Annotated in this window: 11 protein-coding genes and 2 pseudogenes; 3 read left to right on the forward strand and 10 right to left on the reverse strand. The window is 73.5% G+C overall.

All coding sequences use genetic code 11. The features are described from left to right. Positions 1 to 216: 216 nt before the first annotated feature. Positions 217 to 1491 carry a hypothetical protein gene (locus tag AC5K6T_RS10485; RefSeq protein ID WP_493207844.1) on the reverse strand — a complete coding sequence of 425 codons (1275 nt, stop codon included), beginning with the start codon at positions 1489 to 1491 and terminating at the stop codon, positions 217 to 219. Positions 1492 to 2349: 858 nt separating this feature from the next. After that, positions 2350 to 3999 carry an acyl-CoA dehydrogenase family protein gene (locus AC5K6T_RS10490; protein WP_493207845.1) on the reverse strand — a complete coding sequence of 550 codons (1650 nt, stop codon included), beginning with the start codon at positions 3997 to 3999 and terminating at the stop codon, positions 2350 to 2352. Between the two features lie 100 nt (positions 4000 to 4099). Here AC5K6T_RS10490 and AC5K6T_RS10495 point away from each other — a divergent pair, with 100 nt between their 5' ends. Next, complete coding sequence (locus AC5K6T_RS10495; protein WP_493207847.1) at positions 4100 to 5254, forward strand: YihY/virulence factor BrkB family protein; 1155 nt, start codon at positions 4100 to 4102, stop codon at positions 5252 to 5254. Positions 5255 to 5954: 700 nt separating this feature from the next. Here AC5K6T_RS10495 and AC5K6T_RS10500 read toward each other — a convergent pair. Continuing rightward, the gene (locus AC5K6T_RS10500; protein ID WP_493209273.1) at positions 5955 to 6767 is read right to left on the reverse strand and encodes an NmrA family NAD(P)-binding protein; all 813 of its coding nucleotides are present in this window, start codon (positions 6765 to 6767) and stop codon (positions 5955 to 5957) included. Between the two features lie 188 nt (positions 6768 to 6955). Here AC5K6T_RS10500 and AC5K6T_RS10505 point away from each other — a divergent pair, with 188 nt between their 5' ends. After that, positions 6956 to 7954 carry an AraC family transcriptional regulator gene (locus AC5K6T_RS10505; RefSeq protein ID WP_493207848.1) on the forward strand — a complete coding sequence of 333 codons (999 nt, stop codon included), beginning with the start codon at positions 6956 to 6958 and terminating at the stop codon, positions 7952 to 7954. A gap of 364 nt (positions 7955 to 8318) precedes the next feature. On the opposite strand, the pseudogene AC5K6T_RS10510 reads toward AC5K6T_RS10505, so the two are convergent. The 5 genes and pseudogenes from AC5K6T_RS10510 to AC5K6T_RS10530 all read right to left on the reverse strand — a co-directional run. Beyond that, positions 8319 to 8531 (reverse strand): annotated as a pseudogene (locus tag AC5K6T_RS10510) (SAM-dependent methyltransferase); the annotation flags it as partial. 319 nt (positions 8532 to 8850) lie between these two features. Further along, entirely contained in the window at positions 8851 to 9192 is a 342-nt protein-coding gene (locus AC5K6T_RS10515; RefSeq protein ID WP_371238436.1) for a hypothetical protein, read from the reverse strand. 10 nt (positions 9193 to 9202) lie between these two features. After that, positions 9203 to 13339, reverse strand: coding sequence for an RHS repeat-associated core domain-containing protein (locus AC5K6T_RS10520; protein ID WP_493209275.1), 4137 nt, complete (start codon positions 13337 to 13339; stop codon positions 9203 to 9205). After that, the gene (locus tag AC5K6T_RS10525; protein ID WP_493207851.1) at positions 13254 to 13937 is read right to left on the reverse strand and encodes a SpvB/TcaC N-terminal domain-containing protein; all 684 of its coding nucleotides are present in this window, start codon (positions 13935 to 13937) and stop codon (positions 13254 to 13256) included. The genes AC5K6T_RS10520 and AC5K6T_RS10525 overlap by 86 nt, the downstream gene beginning before the upstream one ends. A gap of 27 nt (positions 13938 to 13964) precedes the next feature. Continuing rightward, positions 13965 to 15611, reverse strand: a complete 1647-nt coding sequence (locus AC5K6T_RS10530) for a phosphodiester glycosidase family protein (protein ID WP_493207853.1) — start codon at positions 15609 to 15611, stop codon at positions 13965 to 13967. A gap of 202 nt (positions 15612 to 15813) precedes the next feature. Between AC5K6T_RS10530 and AC5K6T_RS10535 the strand changes: the two genes are divergently transcribed. Next, positions 15814 to 17451 carry a carboxylesterase/lipase family protein gene (locus tag AC5K6T_RS10535; protein ID WP_493207855.1) on the forward strand — a complete coding sequence of 546 codons (1638 nt, stop codon included), beginning with the start codon at positions 15814 to 15816 and terminating at the stop codon, positions 17449 to 17451. Positions 17452 to 17770: 319 nt separating this feature from the next. On the opposite strand, the gene mmuM is transcribed toward AC5K6T_RS10535, so the two are convergent. Continuing rightward, positions 17771 to 18709 carry a homocysteine S-methyltransferase gene (gene mmuM, locus AC5K6T_RS10540; RefSeq protein ID WP_493207857.1) on the reverse strand — a complete coding sequence of 313 codons (939 nt, stop codon included), beginning with the start codon at positions 18707 to 18709 and terminating at the stop codon, positions 17771 to 17773. 105 nt (positions 18710 to 18814) lie between these two features. Further along, a pseudogene (locus AC5K6T_RS10545) lies at positions 18815 to 19394 on the reverse strand (TetR/AcrR family transcriptional regulator). Positions 19395 to 19784: the final 390 nt, after the last annotated feature.

Below are 19784 nucleotides of genomic sequence, written 5' to 3' on the forward strand. Positions count from 1 at the left end.
GCGTGTCCCGCGGGGGTGCTTCGGTGCGCGTGCGGCGGCCGGGCGGGCAGCGGTCCGGTCCGGTCCGGTCCGGTTCAGTCTGGTCCAGTCCGGTTCAGTCTGGTCCGGAAACGGTGCGCCTGAGCTGCGGCTTCGACGCGACGGCCGTGCGGGCGGGGGTCCGGTGTTCGTCCGGGGCTCCTGCCCCGGGTTCCGTGTGGGCGCGGGCGTCCGCCGCTACGGCCCCCAGCCGAGCGCCCGGTCGATCTCCCGCAGCGGCAGCGCGAACAGCACGCGCCCCGACTGGGCCCACACCTCGCCGGTGCGTTCCGCGTAGGACAGGGACGGCGTCGAGGTGCTCCAGCAGTGCGGGGTGCGGTCGGGACCGCAGCCGACGACGCGCGCGCCCTCGGTGTCCTGGCGCCACAGCGAACCGGGTCCGTCGTCGCCCGCCCGGCTGACGTACCAGCCCGAGCGGTACGACAGCACGCCGCGCACGTCGTCGGCCTCGGTGCGGAACGCCTCGCGGGGGGCCGCGACCCCGTCGGAGTCCGTGGCGAGCAGGCCGTGCCGTGCCGGGTCGGTGCTGAAGGAGTAGCGCCACAGCCGGGTGCCCGCCGTGCCCGCCCGCTGGTCCCGCGAGCCCGCCCCGTCGTCCGTCCGCTCGGCCGCGACCAGGCTGTCCGGAGCCGTGCTGCGGTCCAGGGAGAGGGCGGCCAGCCGGGGGCCGCCGGGGCTGAACCGGTAGGCGCCCACGGCGGGCAGCACGTAGGGCAGGCCGTGCGCCGACCAGCCCTCCCGCACCCGCCCGACCTCGGGTCCGTTCATCGTGGCGCGCAGCAGGCGCCGCAGGTCGTAGACGTACAGCGCGTCCTCCGCGGTGACCAGCAGCTTGTCCTGGTACCAGACCATGCCGGAGAGGTCGGAGGCGAGCGGCCGGTAGTCGCGGCCCGCGCGGACGGGGACGACCAGCAGGGCCGAGGCGTAGGCGGGCCGGGTCGCGGCCGCGGCGTCGACGAAGGAGACCCGGGCGAGGCGGCGGCCGTCGGACGCGCCCGCCAGGACCACCCGGTGGGCTCCCCAGGCCCCGTCGTCGTCCGCGTCCGCGGAGGTGGTGACCGCTCCCGCCCGCCAGCCGCGTGCGTCGTCGTCCGTCCAGCAGTGGGCGCGGGTGGCGGCCGGGGCGAGGGGCAGGGCCGCGCGGGCGGCGTCGCCGCACTCGGCGGCCGGGCGCAGGGCGCGCCGGGCGGTGGAGAGCAGGGTGCCGACGGACACCGGGCGGCCCATCCGGTGCGTCAGCCGGTCCAGGGCGCGGGCGGGGACGAGGTCCTCGGCCAGGGGTGCGATCCCGTCGGCGGCGAGCGGCCTCAGTGCGCCCGGGTCGTCGTCGACGGTGGCCTGGGAGGCGGAGATCATGGTGGCGGCCGCGGTGAGCGCGAGCGCCGTCCCGGTGAGGAACGCGCGCAGCGCTCTGCCCCGTCTGCGTCGGCGATGTCTGCCGCGATGCTTCATGAGCTCCCTCTCCAGGCCGGCCCGAGCCGGGCCAACTGCTCCTGCCGGCTGGCGCGTTGCTCAAGAAGCGTTCGAGACGGCCTGAGCCGATGCTACGTCAGCCCGGTGCGCCGGGGGACGCGGACCCGGCAATTCGGCGGACGCAACCACCGGATTCCGTGACACCGGCACCGGGCCGCCCACGCGGTCGGGCGGCCCGCCCCGGTCGGTCTTCACGCCGTCGTGGCCCCGGCCGTCCACGCGTCGTCCACGCGTCGGTCGCGCGTCGGTCGCGCGTCGGTCGCGCGTCGGTCGTGGGTCGGTCGTGGGTCGGGCCGGGCGTGCGTGGCGGCGGTCGCTCGGTGGTCCGGTCGTCCCGGCGGGGCCGCTCACCCGCCCGGTCGCTTCACCCGCCGGGCGGCCCTCGCGGTCGGGCGGCCTGTCCCGGTCGGTCTTCACGCCGTCGCGGTCCCGGCCGTCCATGCGTCGTCCACGCGTCGGTCGCGCGTCGGTCGTGGGTCGGTCGTGGGTCGGGCCGGGCGTGCGGGGCGGCGGCGGTGGCAGCGGTCGCTCGGCGGTCCGGTCGTCCCGGCGTGGCCGCTCACCCGCCCGGTCGCTTCACCCGCCGGGCGGCCCTCGCGGTCGGGCGGCCTGTCCCGGTCGGTCTTCACGCCGTCGTGGCCCCGGCCGTCCATGCGTCGTCCACGCGTCGGTCGCGCGTCGGTCGTGGGTCGGTCGTGGGTCGGGCCGGGCGTGCGTGGCGGCGGCGGTGGCAGCGGTCGCTCGGCGGTCCGGTCGTCCCGGCGGGGCCGCTCACCCGCCCGGTCGCTGCGGCGTGGTGGGCCGTCCCGGCCTGGCCGGTCGTCCCCGCCGGGCCGGTCACGCCTCGGGCCGGGCCCGTGCGACGATCGACGCCAGGTCCAGTGTGTGCGGCAGCGTCCCGAAGGCCGCGCCCCCGTCGCCGCCCAGCCGGGCCGCGCAGAACGCATCCGCCACCGCGGGCGGCGCGTACCGCACCAGCAGCGCCCCCTGCAGCACCAGCGCCAGCCGCTCCGCCAGCCGGCGCGCCCGCGCCTCCACGCCCTCCAGGTCGGCCAGCTCCGTCAGCAGCCCCTTGATCGCCGCGTCCAGCCGGTGGTCGGCCCCGCGCGCCCGGCCGACCTCCCGCAGATACGCGTCCAGCGCGGCCGGCTCGCGGCGCAGCGCCCGCAGCACGTCCAGGGCCTGCACGTTCCCCGCGCCCTCCCATACGGAGTTCAGCGGCGACTCGCGCACCAGCCGTGGCAGTCCCGACTCCTCGACGTAGCCGTTCCCGCCCAGGCACTCCGCGGCCTCCACCACGAGCGGCGGGCAGCGCTTGGTCACCCAGTACTTCGCCGCCGGCACCGCCAGCCGCAGCAGCGCCCGCTCCTGTTCCCCGCCGTCGTCGTACGCCGCCGCGAGCCGCAGCGCCAGGGTCGTCGCCGCCTCCGACTCCAGCGCCAGATCGGCCAGCACGTTCCGCATCAGCGGCTGGTCGGCCAGCCGTGCGCCGAAGGCCTCCCGGTACGCGCAGTGGTGCACGGCCTGCGCCACCGCCTGCCGCATCAGGCCCGCCGACCCCAGGACGCAGTCCAGCCGGGTCGCCGCCACCATGTCGATGATGGTCCGCACCCCGCGGCCCTCGGCGCCCACCCGGCGCGCCCACGTGCCGTCGAACTCGACCTCCGCCGACGCGTTGGACCGGTTGCCCAGCTTGTCCTTCAGCCGCTGCAGCAGGAACGTGTTCCGTGTGCCGTCCTCCAGCACCCGCGGCACCAGGAAGCAGGTCGGACCGGCCGGTTCCGTCCCCGACCCGGTCCGCGCGAGCACCAGGAAGCCGTCCGACATCGGCGCCGAGCAGAACCACTTGTGCCCGGTCAGCTCGTACGCGCCGGCCTCCGCGAGCGGCCGCGCCACCGTCCGGTTCGCCCGTACGTCGCTGCCACCCTGCTTCTCCGTCATGCCCATGCCGAACAGGGCGCCCGCCTTCAGCCGGGCCGGCCGCAGCTCGCGGTCGTAGACCGGCGAGGTCAGCAGCGGCTCCCACTCGGCGGCCAGCGCCGGATCCGTGCGCAGCGCCGGGACGGCCGCGTGCGTCATCGACAGCGGGCACAGGTTGCCCGCCTCGACCTGCGTCCACACCACGAACGCCGCGGCCCGCCGCACATGCCCGCCCGGCCGCGTCCACGCCGAGGTCAACCCCGCCGACACCCCCTTGCCGAGCAGCCGGTGCCAGGCCGGATGGAAGTCGACCTCGTCGATCCGGTGGCCGTACCGGTCGTGCGTGCGCAGCCGCGGCGGGCTGCCGTCGGCCTGCGCCCCCCACTCCTGCACCTGTGCCGACCCCGACGAACGCCCGAGCACCCCCAGCTCCTCCAGCGCCGGTCTCAGCAGCTCCGGAGCCAGATGCCGCTCCACCGCGGCGGTCAGGACCCGGTCGGCGGCGAAGACGTCGTAGCCGGTGAGCGGCGGGGGCTGATTGGTCACGGTGTGGGTGCTGCGCGCCATGCCCGGAACCTACCCCGGGCCGCCCGCCCGCTCACGGCCGGGACACGGGCCGCCTCCCACCAGGGTGAGGGCACGCCGGTCCGGCGGATACCGTTGGCTCGTGCAGCCAGCAAGAGACATCCCCGAGAGGCGGCCGGCCGGCCGCCTCCACCGCGCGCGTGCCCTCTACCGGAACGTGTCCAAGCGCCGCACCGCCTGGCTGCTGCTGAAGGACACCGTCAACTCGTGCATCGAGTACCGCATCCTCGGTCTCGCCGCCGAGGCCGCGTTCTTCACCCTGCTGTCCGTGCCGCCCCTGCTGCTGAGCCTGATCGGCATGCTCGGCTACGTCGACGGCTGGACCGGCACCGACACCATCACCAGCCTGGAGACCAACCTCCTGGAGGCGTCCCGCACCGTCCTGTCCGACCAGGGCGTGCAGCAGATCGCACGGCCCGTGCTGGACGACGTCATGCAGGGCGGCCGGCCCGACATCATCTCCATCGGTTTCCTGTTCTCCCTGTGGTCCGGCTCGCGTGCCGTCAACGTCTTCATCGACACCATCACCGTCATGTACGGCCTCGACGGCGTCCGCGGCATCGTCAAGACCCGGCTGCTCGCCTTCCTGCTGTTCATCGTGGCCCTGCTCATCGGCTCCGTCGCCCTGCCGCTGATGGTGGCCGGCCCCGATGCCGTCCTGCGGGTCCTGCCCTGGTCCACGACCGTCGTCCAGGTGCTCTACTGGCCCGTCGTCATCGTGCTGTCCATCGCCTTCCTGACCACGCTGTACCACGTGTCCGTGCCGGTGCGCTCCCCGTGGATCGAGGACGTCCCCGGCGCGCTCGTCGCCCTCGGCATGTGGGTCCTCGGCAGCTTCCTGCTGCGCATCTACCTCACCAACACCGTCGAGGGCGCCACCATCTACGGCTCCCTCGCCGCGGCCGTCGCCGTCCTGCTGTGGATCGGCGTGTCCGCCTTCGCCGTCCTCGCCGGCGCCGCGGTCAACGCCGCCATCGACCGCGTCTGGCCCGCCGCCGCCACCGCCGCCGCCCGCGAGGCCAACGAGCGGCTCCGGCAGCAGCAGGTCGCCGAGTACGTCGCCCGCTCCGCCGCCCACTGCGACGACAACGACCCCGACGACCCGGACATGCCGTCGGAGTTCCCCGAACGCTGGTCCCGCTTCCTGCCGCCGGAGGACGTGACCTCCCGGCTGCGCACCCAGGCCAGAACCCCTGGCCGGGCGGGCGCCGGGGCGGACCAGCAGCCCGAGAAGTGACACGCGCCCCGCGCCGCCCGGCCGCGGGACGCCCGGTGCCGTGGCCCGGAACGCCCGCCGGGCACCCACAGCCCGGCGGGCAGGCCGGGGCGGGTGTCCCGTCCGGGGGCCGCCGTCCCGAGCCGTCGTCCCGTCCGGCGACCGCCGTCCTGTCCGGCGACCGCCGTCCTGTCCGGCGACCGTCGTCCTGTCCGGCGACCGTCGTTCGCCGGCTGCTGTCCGCTGGTGGCTGGTGGCTGGTGGCCGTTCGCCGACTGCTGTCCCGCTGGTTGCCGACGGCCGTTCGCAAACGGCTGGTGTCCGCTGGTCTCCGGTGGCCGTTCGCCACGGCTGGCGTCCGCTGGTCGCCGGTGGCCGTTCGCCGGCTGGCGTCGCTGGTCGCCGGTGGCCGACCGGCAGGGACGTGGCCGGACGGCCCGGTGGCCGGGTGGCCGGGTGGCCCGGGGCGTGGGCCGGGGGCCGGGGGCCGGGGGCACCGTGTCCCCGCCCCGTACGGGCCGGCCGCGGCGGAGCAGGCCGGAGTCAGGGGCCCGCAGCGGGCCTCCCGGGCACGGCGCGCGCCCGCGGCGGCCGGTGGCCGCGCACGGGACCAGGAGACGGAGAAGCGGCACGGTGCCGCGTCCGCGGCGGGCCGGTACGCCTCCGAGTGCCCGGGACCGTCACCGTGCGGCCCACCGGTGTCCCGCCCGGCGGGCCGGGCTCAGACCTTCCAGGCCCCCGCCGCCTCCCGCACGAACTCCGCGAAGTCGCGCGGTGCGCGGCCCAGCACCTCCTGGACGCCGTCCGAGAGATGGGCGTTGTGCCCGTCGAGCAGCGTCTCGAACAGCTCGACCAGGAAGTCGGCCTCAGCGGCCGGCACCCCGAACCCGGTGAGCATGTCGCCGAAGTCCCTGGCCGGCACCGGCCGGTAGGGCAGCTCCCGGCCCGCCGCCGCGGACACCTCCGCCATCGCCTCCCCGAACGACAGCAGCCTCGGACCGGACACCTCGATCTCGCGCCCCGCGTACCGCTCCCCGTCCAGCAGCGTGGCCACCACCACCTCCGCGATGTCCTGCGCGTCGATGAACGGCTCCCGCACGTCACCGCCTGGGAACACCAGCTCACCACCCGCCCGGATGCCGTCCGCGAGCAGACCCTCGCTGAAGTTCTGCATGAACCAGGCCGCCCGCACCACCGTCCACCGCGCACCCGAGGCCCGGACCGCCTCCTCCGTCGCCAGCGCCTGCTCCTCACCGCGCGCCGACAGCAGCACCAGCCGCCGTACGCCCAGCCGCACCGCCTCCCGGGCCAGTGCGCCCACCTCCCGTGTCGCCTGCGGCGCGCCCACGTCGGCGGGGTGCATCAGATAGGCGGCGTCCGCGCCGCTCAGCGTCCGCTCCCACGTGGCCGGGTCGCTCCAGTCGAAGCCGTGCGCCCGGGACGCCGGCCGGACCGCCAGCCCCGCCGCGCGCGCCGTCTCGGCCACACGGCTCCCGGTACGCCCCGAGACGCCCGTCACCACCACCGTCGTCATCTGCGTGTTCTCCGTCCTCGTGTTCTCCGTCCGCGTGTCTTCCGTCTGCGTGCTCTGGCTCTGCGTGCTCTGGCTCTGCGCGTTCTGCGACCGCGTGTTCTGCGTCATGCCTCAAGTCAACGGCCCGGCCGGGCCGGGGCACATCGCTGAACGGCTCGGGTCCATACGCGCGCGTCTACGCTGACCCCATGACCGCTGTGCCCCACCCGCCCGTGCCCCCGGGCTCGGATCCTCTCGCCGACCTGCTGGACGGGCCGCGGGCCCGCGGCGCCTTCATGATCCGGGCCTGCTTCGACCCGCCCTGGAGCGTGCGCGTGGAGGACCGGGCCCCGCTCACCGTGATGCTCGTGGTGCGCGGTGACGCCTGGGTCCTCCCGGACTCCGCCGAACGCGTCCGGCTGCGGGCCGGTGACCTCGCCATCGTCCGCGGCCCCGACTCCTACACCTGCGCCGACGACCCCGGCACCGCACCCCAGGCCCTCGTCCTGCCGGCCGGCGAGTGCAGCTACCCCGACGGGCGGCCCCTCAACGGCTCCATGGACCTCGGCGTACGGACCTGGGGCGACACCCTGGACGGGGAGACCGTCGTCCTGATCGGCACCTACCTGTGGCCCGGCGAGGTCAGCGGCCGGCTGCTGGACGCCCTGCCGCCGCTGCTCACCCTCACCTCCGACACCTGGCAGTGCCCCCTGACGCCGCTGCTCATGACGGAGATCGTCCGCGACGAACCCGGCCAGGAGGTCGTCCTGGACCGGCTCCTGGACCTGCTGGTGATCGCCGCGCTGCGGGCCTGGTTCTCCCGTCCCCAGGCCCACACCCCCGGCTGGTACCGCGCCCTGGCCGATCCCGTCGTCGGGCGCGCCCTCCGGCTCGTCCACGACGACCCCGCCCACCCCTGGACGGTCGCCTCCCTCGCCGCGAAGTCGGGCGTCTCCCGGGCGGCGCTGGCCCGCCGGTTCGCCGAACTGGTCGGCGAGCCGCCCATGAGCTACCTCACCCGGTGGCGGATGGCCCTCGCCGCGGACGCCCTCCGCGACACCGACGACACCCTCGAAGCCATCGCCCGCCGTACCGGCTACGGCAGCGCCTTCGCCCTCTCCGGCGCCTTCAAACGCGTCTACGGCATAAGCCCCCAGGACCACCGCCGCCGCACTCCGGTGCGTCCACCGAACCCCGCCGCGACCTGAAACGGAGGTCCGAGCTCGGTATTGCGCCACGCATGTGGCAGCTCCCAGGGCGTGCATGCACCACAGTGCACTACAGGCCGGCCCGCCGGGAGATCCGCCGCGACCGCACGCCGCTGCGTGGGAACCGCACCCGATGGGTCAACCGCCTTCACGCCGCCCAGCGCCGGACCGTGAACGCCAGGCCACCGACACCCTCAGCGTCGCACCCCACGGCCCGGAGGGCGGCGAGCCGACGCACGACGACGCCCCTCCCCTCTGCGGCACATCGTCCCCTGATGCTGCCGTCGACCAGGCCGTCAGGCGTCGACGTAGCGGCGCCGTCAGGCCCGGTGGCCGGTGCTGGCGCCCCTTCTGGCCTCGTCGGTCATGGCCGGATATATCGGGCGACTGTGTACGCAGTGGGGCCCGTAAGCCCTGTCTCTGTGCCGTCGTTCATGTCCAGGACCTCGAAGCCGACGCCCTCCGCGTAGCGTTCCAGTTCGCGGGGGAACAGGACACGTCTGCGGATCTCGTCTCGGGCCTCGTCGCCCGAGGGGAGCGCCCAGTGTCGGTGCATGGTGTTGATCTGGGTCCGCAGACCAGGCGGGGCGGGGCCGTACGCGGCCCCGCCCCGCCGCACGACACCGCAGCGCGGCTTCGACGGCCGGGACGCCGGTGATCAGGTCCCCGGTGAGCAGCTCGTCCACGTTCACCGTTTCCCCCCTTACGGTCTTCAGTGGACTGCGCGGCGGATGCTGCGGAGTTGGACCCGTCTGGCTGCCGGACCCTTGCGAAGAAGGCAGCCGGGCGGGGTGCCCACCGCTTCCGGCGGCAGGCCCCCTCAGCGTCAACTACTGCCGTCACAGCGCCCTAAGGCCCGCCAAGGCATACCTAATTACGCTTTTGATTTGCTGTCGCTACCGAGGCAGCCGAGAGAGCATCTGCGCGAGCTCGTCAGGGAACTCTGACAAATGCGGCTCGGCACAGTACCTCACGGTGCAGGCGGCAGAGAGCAACTCCATCTCCGAGTAATCTCCGCTTGACAGCATTCTTGCAGACATTCCCAAAGGAACCATGAAGTCCGACTGGGCGCCGTCCGATAGCGAATCGAGGAGATCGGAATCCTCTGAGAGGGCGAACTCCACGATTGATTTGAGGGCACCCTTCAGTTCGGAGATATCCACATTTCTGGAAATCTCTATCATGTCTTCGTATTCGGCGAAACCGAAGCGATTCACTCGGAGGTGCTGCCTACTCACATCATTTCCCTCAGTAGCTGATTCCCTGGTGATCCAGCCTGGGTTGACAGACCAGTGAACATGGGCTGGCGGGGGTGCCGTGGGCGCCACCTGGCGGAGAGTTCAATCCTCTCACCTTCACCACTTCGAACGTCCCTCCTCTGAGTCCAGCGGCACCCTCGGCGGCCTCAGCCTGAATGAGACACATCGTCTCTGCGCATCCCGCATGGTAACGGCCACCTTCCGGCGCGAACCGCCGAACAAGGGAGTCCACTTCCCCACCAGGACTTGGACTCAGATCATGACCTGAATGACCGAAATAGGTTCGCCCTGATGGAGAGGTGTATTTCGCCGCAAAGAACGGACCGTCTACCTTGTTGAACCCCGGGCGCAGACTGTCTGCGTACTCCGCCAACGATGTGTTGCAGTTGTGAACGAGGACCGGCGTCGCCCCCGCGAGCACATAGTACGTATGTGAGCCGGAGACGGTGAGGTTGTGGACGGTGGAGTGTGCTGCCGTCCAGCGCTTGACTGCCGTGACTTGTACGTGCGTGCCGGCGCTGGTCCGCAGCAGCTGTCCCACCGTGAGGTCGGTGGCGTCGATCCACTCGCCCAGTTCGGCTACCCAGAAGGGATGGCCGTCAGTGGCGGTGACGGATGCGGTCTTGTCGCCGTGCCGGCCGTCGATGTCGACCGTTACCTCGACCAGGTGCTTGACGCCCACTCCCTTGATCACCGCGGTGACGGTCTGGGTGAACGTCTCGCCCGTTTCGGGGTCGGTGGCCAGAACCCGGTCGCCCAGCGCCACGTCCTTGATTCTCTTGACGCTTCCGTCGGCCAACAGGACGAGTGTGCCCGGAGTGAAGCTGTTTCCCGGTGAGCGGACCGTGCAGGCAGCGGCTTCTTCGAGGCGGCGGGTCTCCTTCCCGGCCTTGCGCCAGTCCTTGAAGGTGTCGAGGAGCTCGACGGTGAGGTTCTTGACGCGCTTGGCCAGAGCCCGAGCCTTGTCCCACTTGTTCCAGTACTTGCGAACGAGCTTGGTGAGTGGCCCGCCGCCGAGGAAGGCCGAGGCGACGTTGAGCACCGTCTCACCGCACGCTCCGAGATTGCCCGTCGTGAAGCAGTCGAGGGCATCCTTGATGCCCAGCTCCTCCATGACGATGTCCGCCAGTTCGAGGGCGATCTTCTTGGCGCGCTGCTGGGCGTCGTTCTGCCGGCCTCGTGACTGCTCGGCCCGGTACTCGGCGTCCGAGAAGGTGTGATCGGTCGCCGCGACCCTTCCGGTGCCGTCGGCCTTCTTGGTCATGGGCCCGGGCTTCGTGGGAGACGGGCCGCAGGCATTCCAGCCGCCCTGGCACTCGGCCAGACGCAGGCCGGACGCGTCGTGGAAGCTGATGGGATTGTTGTTGGCGTAGGCGTAGCCGTTGATCTGCTGAGGGTCGGTGTGGTCGATGATCGGGTCGGCCGACAGGAAACGGCCGGTATCGGCGTCGTATTCGCGTGCGCCGAGTGTGGTCAGACCGGTCGACTCCTGGATGGTGCCGCCCACGAAGCCCTTGTCGTTGACCCAGCCTGCGGGGGACGAGGTCGCCTCGTCGCGGGCGACACCGAACGGGCCGGTCCGGCGACGGGTGGTCTCGCCGGTCTTGGGGTCGACTGCCAGCTGGGCCGTGCCGTGGTGGTCGGACGCGAGGAACTTGACGCCGTCCGCGTCGCGCATGGCGACGGTCGTGCCCGCGAACGTGTAGTAGCGCGTGGCGGTGACCTTGGCGGTGGACTTGTCCAGCCGGAGTTCCATACCCGGCAGGTAGAACGTCTTCTCCTTCGGGGTGTTCCTGAGGACGCGCTCACCGCCGGCGTCGTACCGGTAGGTGGTGACGGCTCCGTCGGCGTTGGTGACCTTGGTCAGTCTGCCCTGCCGGTCCCAGTCGAAGTGCTGTGTGTCGCCGTACAGGACCCGGGTGCCGGTGTTCCCTGACGTGTCGTACGAGTAGGTGTTCTTGGAGGTCACCTCCGGTGTCGACTGGGTCGCCTCGGTCTTCTCGGTGACCGAGGCGACCGTGTGCGGTCCGGAGTCGCTGCCGTCGGGGCCGGCACCCGTGCCGTAGGCGTAGGTCCGGGTGGTGGTCCCCGCGCCGTTCACACCGTGCCGCACCTCGTCGGTGCGGTTGCCGATGGCGTCGTAGCCGAACTCGGTCCAGAACGGGGCCACACCGCCGACCGTCGAGGATGACGCACCGGAGGTGCAGGCGGCGTCCGTGCTGCCTGTGCCCTTCGCGCCGTCCGGGGTCCGGGAGGATGTCCAGGCCGACGTGAGGCGGCGCAGACCGTCGTAGGTGAAGCACTGGACGTCCCGGGTGCCGCCTGACGGGGTGTCGGCGATGGACCGGATGTTGCCGATGGCGTCGTAGGTGTAGTCGGCGTCGTAGGCGGTACTCGCCGCGCCCTCCACCGTGACCTTGGAGTTCGTCAGACGGTCCGTGCCGGCCTCGAACGAGTTGGTGATCCAGGTCTTCTTCGAGGTGGAGTCACCTGTGAACAGCTCCAGCTGCTCCAGGTTCGAGGTGGGCGAGTAACTCACGTTCGTGACGTACCGCAGCCCTCCGAGGGACGAGTGCAGTGCGACGGGCCGCTGCAGGTCGTCGTAGGTGTAGGCGAGCGCCTCGGCGGACAGCCCGCCGGCCGCGGGGATCCCCTGGCCCTGCACGCTGCCGTCGGCGTTGTACTGAGTGGTGAACTCGTACGTGCCGCCCAGTTCCGGCTCCACCGCCTTGTTCAGCGTGTACCGGGTTGACGTGGGCTGGTAGTCGTTGTCGGGGTCGAGGGCGGGATAGGTCACCGCGGAGTGGACGGTGCCGCTCTTGTACGTGTAGACGCCGTAGACGGTGCCCTTGGCGAGGGTGTCGTACTTGGTGAAGGACAGGCGGCTGCCTGTGTCCGCCTCTCCGTCCCAGGTGGCGACGGTCCGCCCCAGTGCGTCATACGTCGTCGAGGTCTTGTTGCCGTTGACGGTGACGGACGTGACGCGGTCCAGCGCGTCGTAGGCGTACTCCGTGGTACCCGTGTCGGGGTCGATCGCCTGGTGCCGCCGGCCCAGCTGGTCGTACGTGTACGTCCAGGAGTTGCCCTTGGTGTCGGTGACCTTCTTCAGCTGCCCAGCGGGAGTGTAGGCGTAGGCCGTGGTGACCGTCCCACCGCCGGTGGGGTATTGGAACTGCGTGACCATCCGGTCGCGCGCGTCCGTGACCGCGGTGGTCCTGGTTCCGCCCGCGGGCGGGGTGGTCGTGACCCGGTCTCCGTCGTGGGCGTAGGTGGTGCGGAACTTCTCGGTGCCCTGGACGTTGAGGATCGAGGCGGTGACGCGGCCTGCGCCGTCGTACTGCGTCACCGTCTGGGCGTGGAGGTCGGCCTCCACCGGCGTGAAGAGCGCCGAGGAGGGAGCCCCGGCCGCGTAGTAGGTGTCGTTGACGGTGACGACGCGGCCGGATCCGTCGTAGAGCGTGTCGGCGACCATGCGGCCACCGCCGGCGCCCTCCGTCTGCTTCTGGCGTGGTCGCAGAAAGCCGTCGTACAGCGTCCATTCGCTGCCGTAGGAGGTACGGTCCTTCTCGATCTTCTCGGTGTGGACGGCGGTGATGCCACTGGTGCCGCGCACGACGTAGCCGTACTTCATCGACGGCGTGAGACCGATGCGGTCGGGAAGCCAGACCGAGGTGAGGCGGCCCAGGGCGTCGTAGGCGAGTTCGGTGCGCTTGCCGTTGGCGTCGACCTTCGCGACGGGGTGTCCCCGGTCGGGGGCGTACTCCGTGGTGGTGGTCCATCCAACGGCGTTCGTGGTGGTCGACTTCGCGGCGAGGCCGTAGCTGTCGGTGTACGTGGTGGAAGACGCATGCGTGGTGGAAGAGGCGAGCGTCTCGGCGTCTTCGACCACCAGGGGGCGGCCGAACGCGTCGTAGGTCGTCTCGGCCGTCGTCTGGTGTGCAGGCGTCGAACCGTCGTGCGAGGCCAGCCGCTTGGTCCTGGTCACGTCGCCCTTGGCCGGGGCCGCGCCCAGAACCGACGAACCGTCGTAGTAGGTCAGGTCATCCGAGATCACCTGACTCGCCCGGTCCGGTGCGGTGCCGCAGCCGACGGCTACCTTCTCCACCCGCGACACGTAGCTGTACATGTGCAGGGCGGCGTTGTCGGCGTACTCGGTGCGGGTGCAGGTGTCGTCGGGCACCCCCACCTCGCCGAGTGATCCTGGTGAGTTTCTTCCGGGTCCAGAAGGTCGGCGAGTTCTGGCCCGGGCACTTGGTGTCGGCCTGGCAGTTCTGGTCCCAGGGGACATCGGGCCAGTCCGCGGCCGTGGAATCGGAAAGATCACCGGGCTGGCAACTGGTCAGGGAGCCCAGGCAGCGCTCCGCCGTGGTGAGCACGACACGGGCCGCCGGCCGGGTCGAGTAGACCTTGTCGGCGCGCTGTCCGTAGTCGATCCGCTTGAGGTAGCCACCGCGGACGTGGGGCTTGCCGTTCTCGGTGGTCTTCAGCCCCTGGGTGTAGTGGTTGGTCTCCGTGCCGTACCAGTACGACATGACGTTGCCGTGCGGATCGACCACATGGTCGAGGTTCCACCGCCAGGCCTGCACGCAGCGGGCGTCTGCCAGCGTGACGTCGTAGCAGGGCTCACCGGCGTCGTCGCCGTAGACGGGCACGGTCGCCAGCTGCTCGCCGGCCGGTCCGACCGGTCCCGCGGCTCCGAGTGCTCCGACCGGTGCGGGCGGCACCCGGCCGGTGGCGCGGCCGGCGTGGCCTCAGGCCGCCGGCATCACCAGCAGTGCCTCGGCGCCGGCCCGCTCACCGGTCCGGTCGCTGGGCAGCCCCTGCAGGCGGCCCCCCACGACCATGGCCGTCGACCCGCCCCCGTCCAGATTGAGGGCGTCCACCGCGCCCAGGCTCCGCATCACCGCGGCCGTCTCGGCGATCGTCAGGCCGATGCTGTGGTCGGGCTTCCGGCCGTCGGCCGTCACCAGGACGATCCGCCCGTCCGCGGTCACGCCCGCCGCCGTGCGTGGTGCGCGCTGCAGGAACCAGCTGTTGTACGGGAGCGCCCGGTCCTCCCCGTCGATGTCCTCCGGGCTCCATCCGTCCCGCACGTCGTCGACCGCCTCCGCGCCGTCCCGCAGCAGCAGCGGACCGCCGTTGACCACGGACGTCGTCGACGTGAGCGGCAGCCGCACGTCCGCCTCCGTGTCGAGCAGCTCCGTGCTCAGCGTCAGCACGGCACCGGTTCCGGCGTGCGTGCGCAGCCACTCCGCCCCGGTGCCCGTCCCCTGCAGCACGGTGCCCTCCACGGGGACCGCGCCGCCCCGGCCGTCCTGGACCGCGGTCACCCGGCCCTCGCCGTCGAGTGTGACCTGATACCCGGAGCCCCGCGGCGCGCTCGCTCCGAACGCCGACGTGATCGCGACCACCTCGTTGCCGTTGCCGCACGTGTAGTCGTGAGCCGGGTGACGGAACGGCGTCGCGTCTCCCACGCCACCGCAGTTCACCACCAGGCCCGCCTGCCGGTTCAGGCCCGTCACCTCACGGCTCGCACCGCCCGCCGCGGTCACCCTGATCCTCGTTCCGACCCGCCGCACGGCCGCGCCCCGGCCGGACCCGTCCGGCAGCACGAGCGCCGGCCGGCCGTTCACGGCCTCCGAGACCACCACACCGCCGATCACGGCGACCCCGGCGGGATCGCCGTCCGTCCCCGCCAGCCAGGGACCCGGCGTCGTCCGCTCCCCGGCCTGCACGAAGAACCCGCCGTTCACGGCGGCCAGCGCACCCGCCCGCCGGGCCGTCGTGCTCGTCCGCTCCCGCACCGGCACGATCCCGCCCGCCAGCTCCGACCGCACACTCCCGTGGAACCGCGCGGGGTCCACCACCAGGACGTTCACCACCCACGGCCCGGTGGTGGCCCGGCCGTCCTCGCTGGTGTGCTCCACCGTCCCGGTCAGCCCCCGCGCGGCCATCGCGCGCTTCACCCGGTCGGCCTCGGCCCGGTCCTGGTACCGGCCCACCCGCACCAGCCGGCCCAGCGGGCCGTCACCGCCGTCCAGGGGGTCCGGCCCGGCGGTCTCGTCCCGGTACGGCGTGTAGCCCGCCGCACGGACCTTGCGTTCCAGTGCAGCCACTTCCCGCTCGGTCGTCCCCAGGCCGACCGTGACCGTCCAGACGTCGTCCGCCGACGCCTCTCCGCGGCGGATCGACACATGGGTCACGCCCTCGGCTATCTCCCGCGCGAGGCGCGATTCGGCCAGCGTGCCCACCCCCAGCGGCAGCCCCTCGGCGTCCGACGCCTCGCTCCGTTCCTCCGCCGAGGGCAGCAGGGCCACCCCCGTGGCTATCGACGCGGCCGCCACGGCGGCGGCCAGGACCTGCCCCGTTCCACCGCCGAGGGTTCTTCGCTTCTTCATCCGGCGGTTGCCTTTCGATCATGGTTCTGGGCCGCGACCGTGCAGGATATGTCCTGCCGCTTTCCGGCCGCCCACCGGCCTTCGCGCACCGGCCCCGCCCCGGTACGTCGCCCTGTGGCCAGATGCTCCGGCGTGCGGTGTGATGCTCTGATGTGAATGCTGCTGTCATGAGGCATCGGCGTGGTGAAGGGCTGGTGGGCACATGACGTCGGACCGGACGCACCCCGTGGTCGGCACACCCTGCGGCGCCGTACGCGGCCGCTACGAGGACGGCATCGCCGTGTTCCGCGGCATCCCCTACGCCGCACCGCCCTTCGGTGCCCGGCGCTTCCGGCCTCCCGAGCCGCCCGAGCCCTGGACCGGCGTGCGGGACGCCCTCTCCTTCGGTCCGACCGCGCCGAAGCCGGCCTACTCCGACGCCTTCGCCCAGTACCTCGCCGACCCCGCCGTCCCCGGCGACGGCTGCCTCAACCTCAACGTCTGGACGCCCGAGCCCGGGCCCGGCGCCCGGCTGCCCGTGCTCGTCTGGCTGCACGGCGGCGCCCTCACCAGGGGCTCCTCAGCGGTCCCCGTGTACGACGGGCACGCCTTCGCCCGCGACGGGGTCGTGCTGGTGTCGGTGAACTACCGGCTCGGCGTCGAGGGCTACGGCCTCTTCCCCGACGCACCCGCCAACCCCGGCCTCCGCGACCAGCTGGCCGCACTGCGCTGGGTGCACTCCTGCATCGGCGCGTTCGGCGGCGACCCCGGCCGGGTGACGCTCGCCGGCCAGTCCGCCGGTGCGATCAGCACCGGGGCGCTGATCGCCGCCCCGCAGGCGCAGGGGCTGGTCCGGCGCGCCGTGCTGCAGAGCGGGCCGCCCGAGGCCGCCGACCGCGACAAGGTGCGGCGCATGGTGCGGCGCATGGCCGCCCGGCTGAAGGTGCCCGCCACCGCGGAGGCCTTCGCCGCCGTCGACCGCGACGTCCTGCTGCGCACCCAGAGCGACGTCGGACGGCTCAGCAGCCCCGTCCTGGGCGGGCCCGCGTTCGGCATCGTCATCGACGGGGACCTCGTCCCCCGGGACCCGCTCGACGCGCTCGTCGACGGGTCCGCCGCGGCCGGCGCCGAACTGCTGCTCGGCTGGACCCGCGACGAGTACCGGCTCTGGCTCGCGCCGGGTGGCCTGCTGGAGCGCGTCGACCGGCTCGGGGCGGTCGCCCTCGCCGGAGCGCGGGCCCGCTGCCGGTGCGGGCCCGACGTCCCACGCGGCTACCGGGCCCTCCACCCGGAGGCCGGGACCGCCGAGATCGTCGGGCAGATGGTCACCGACCACCTCCTGCGGGTGCCGCTCCAGCGGCTCGCCGAGGCCCGGCCCGGGTCCGCCTACGTCTACGAGTTCGCCTGGCCGTCCCGGCTGCCGCGGCTGGGCGCCTGCCATGCGCTCGAACTCGGGTTCGTCTTCGACACCGGGCAGGTGCCCGAGGCGGTGAAGCTCGCGGGCGAGGGGGCGCCGGGGGAGCTGGCCCGGTCCATGCACCGGGCGTGGGTGCGGTTCGTGACGTACGGCGATCCCGGATGGCGGGCGTGGGACGCCTCGCACCCCGTGCGCGTCTTCGGCGAGGAGGCGCCCGGTGCGGACGAGGGGCGCGCGGTACTGGTACCGGCCCATACGGTGACCGGACTGCGAGACGGTGAGCTCGCTCTGTGGAACGGGGCGGGGAGCGGGACCGGCGCGGGCGCGGATGCGGATGCCGGTGAGGGGGAGCCGGCCGAGGAGGAGGACGTCCTGCTGCGAGGGGCCGAGCTGCGGTCGGTGGTCAGACGGCTGCGGAGGTCTGCCTCGGTGCGGAGGCACTGAGCGCTCCGCCGGAAGCACGGTGGTCCGACGACGGCCGGCCGTGGCGCCGTCGTGGCCGCTCGCGCGGTTCCCCACTCCCACGGTGGCCGGTGCCGGCGGGCCGCTCGGGACGGTGCGGGGTTGCGCGCCGCGCCGCTGTGACGGGTGGTGCCGGTGGACTGCCCGGCGCGGTGGGGTTGCGCCGCTGTGCCGGCGGTTGGGCGGGGCCGTGCCGGCGGGTGTCCGTCCTCGGGTCGGCGGTGGGGCGGGTGGGGTGGTGCGGGGGGTTTCGGCCGGATGCCGGGGGCGGGCGTCCCCGGCGTGCCGCCCGATCGCCGTTCTACCGCCGTTCGCCGCACTCCGGCCGGGGCAGCGCTTCGGCCAGGGCGCTGATCTCGCGGGGGCCCACCCGGCAGCAGCCTCCGATGAGGCGGGCGCCCGCCCGGTGCCAGGTGAGGGCGTTGGCGGGGGTGAACGTCGGGGGGCCGGCCCAGGTGCGGGCGGCCGGGTCCCAGGCCTCGCCGCTGTTGGGGTAGGCCACCGCGGGTTTGCCCGTGACACGGACCGCCGTGGCCAGTGCGGCGGGAGCGTCCTCGGGGGCGGAGCAGTTGACGCCCACGGCGATGACGTCGTCGCTGTCGGCCGCCAGGGCGAAGGCCTCCTCCAGGGGCTGGCCCGCACGGGTGCGGTGGCCCAGGACGGCGTACGACAGCCAGGCGGGGACGCCCAGGCCGCGGATCACCCGGAGCAGGGCCCTGGCCTCGTCGGTGTCGGGGACGGTCTCCAGGGCCAGCGCGTCGGGGGCCGCCTCCGTCAGCGTCTCGATCCGCGGCCGGTGGAAGCGCTCCAGCTCCGTCACGCTCAGTCCGTAGCGGCCCCGGTACTCGGAGCCGTCCGCGAGCATCGCGCCGTACGGGCCGACCGACGCCGCCACCCACAGCGGGCGCGTGACGCCCCGCGCCCTGGCCCGGTCCGTCGCCTCGCGGGCCCGCTCCACGCTCGACCTGAGGAGTTCCGCGGCCCGCCCCCGGGCGATGCCGCGCCGCGCGAAGCCCTCGTACGTCGCCTGGTAACTGGCGGTGATCGCCACGCTCGCGCCTGCCGTGAAGTAGGCCAGATGCGCTTCGGTGAGCGCCTCCGGCCGTTCCGAGAGCAGCCGGGCGGACCACAGTTCGTCGCTCAGGTCGTGGCCCGCGGACTCGAGCTGGTTGGACAGGCCCCCGTCGAGCACGACCGTCCCGGTCGCGAGGGCGCAGGCGAGCGGAGGTGCGGCCGTCATGGTTCGACAGTAGTCCGGCCCGCGCCCCCGGTGCCGTCCGCGACCGCCCCGGCCGCCGGCCCACCCCGCCGTCCACGCGTCCCGCCGCGGCTTCGGGGCGCCCGGTCAGCTCTCGCGGGGCCAGTTCTCCAGGGCCACGTGCAGCGCCTCCACGGCCCGGTCCCACGACCGGCGTACGTCGCGCGGGGCCCCGAAGCCGCCTGCGGCCTCCAGAGCGCAGTAGCCGTGGAAGGTGCTGCGCAGCAGGCGCACCGCGTCGGTCAGGTCGGGTTCGGTCAGGCCGTACGCCCGGAGCGCGCCGTGGGTGAGGTCTGCGGTGCGCCGCGGGACGGGGGAGGCGGAGACCGGGTCCTGGCCGACGCGGATCTGCGTCGCCGCGTAGCGGCCCGGGTGGGCCAGGGCGTACTCGCGGTAGGCGCCCGCGAACGCCACCAGCGCCGCCTTTCCCGCCCGGCCCGCCACGGCGTCGGCGATCCGGCCGGTCAGTTCCGCCCCCCGCGAACAGGGCCAGCCGGGTGCGCAGGTCCCGCAGGCCGCGCACATGCGCGTACAGGCTGGCGTCCCTGACCCCGAAGCGGCGGGCCAGCGCCGACAGGGTGACGTTCTCGAAGCCCGCCTCGTCGGCGAGTTCGGCGGCTGCGGCGACGAGCCGCTCCGCGGTGACACCGGCGCGCGGCGCCGCCATGAGGCCTCCTCCGGCCGGGACACGGGACGTGAGACACGGGACGTGAGACACGGGACACGGGACACCGGCGGGGTGGTGAGCCACCGGGCCCGGAGATCCGGACCAATCGGTCCGGCACAGCCTGGGCGCTCCGCCGGAAGGGCCGCGACAGGGAGCCGGCCGACCGCGGCGCCGCTCCGCGGGGCGGCGCCGCGACGCGCCCCGGCCGCCCCCGTCGCACGCCCGACGGTCACCGGGGCACCCTCGCCCCTCCCCCTGGCCCCGCCCCCTCGTCCCTCCTCCTGGCCCCGCCCCTGGCCCCGCCCCCTCGTCCCTCCTCCTGGCCCCGCCCCTGGCCCCGCCCCCTCGTCCCTCCTCCTTCGCTCCGCCCCTTCGCTCCGCCCCTTCGCT

The sequence above is a fragment of the Streptomyces sp. B8-7 genome (assembly GCF_058833805.1).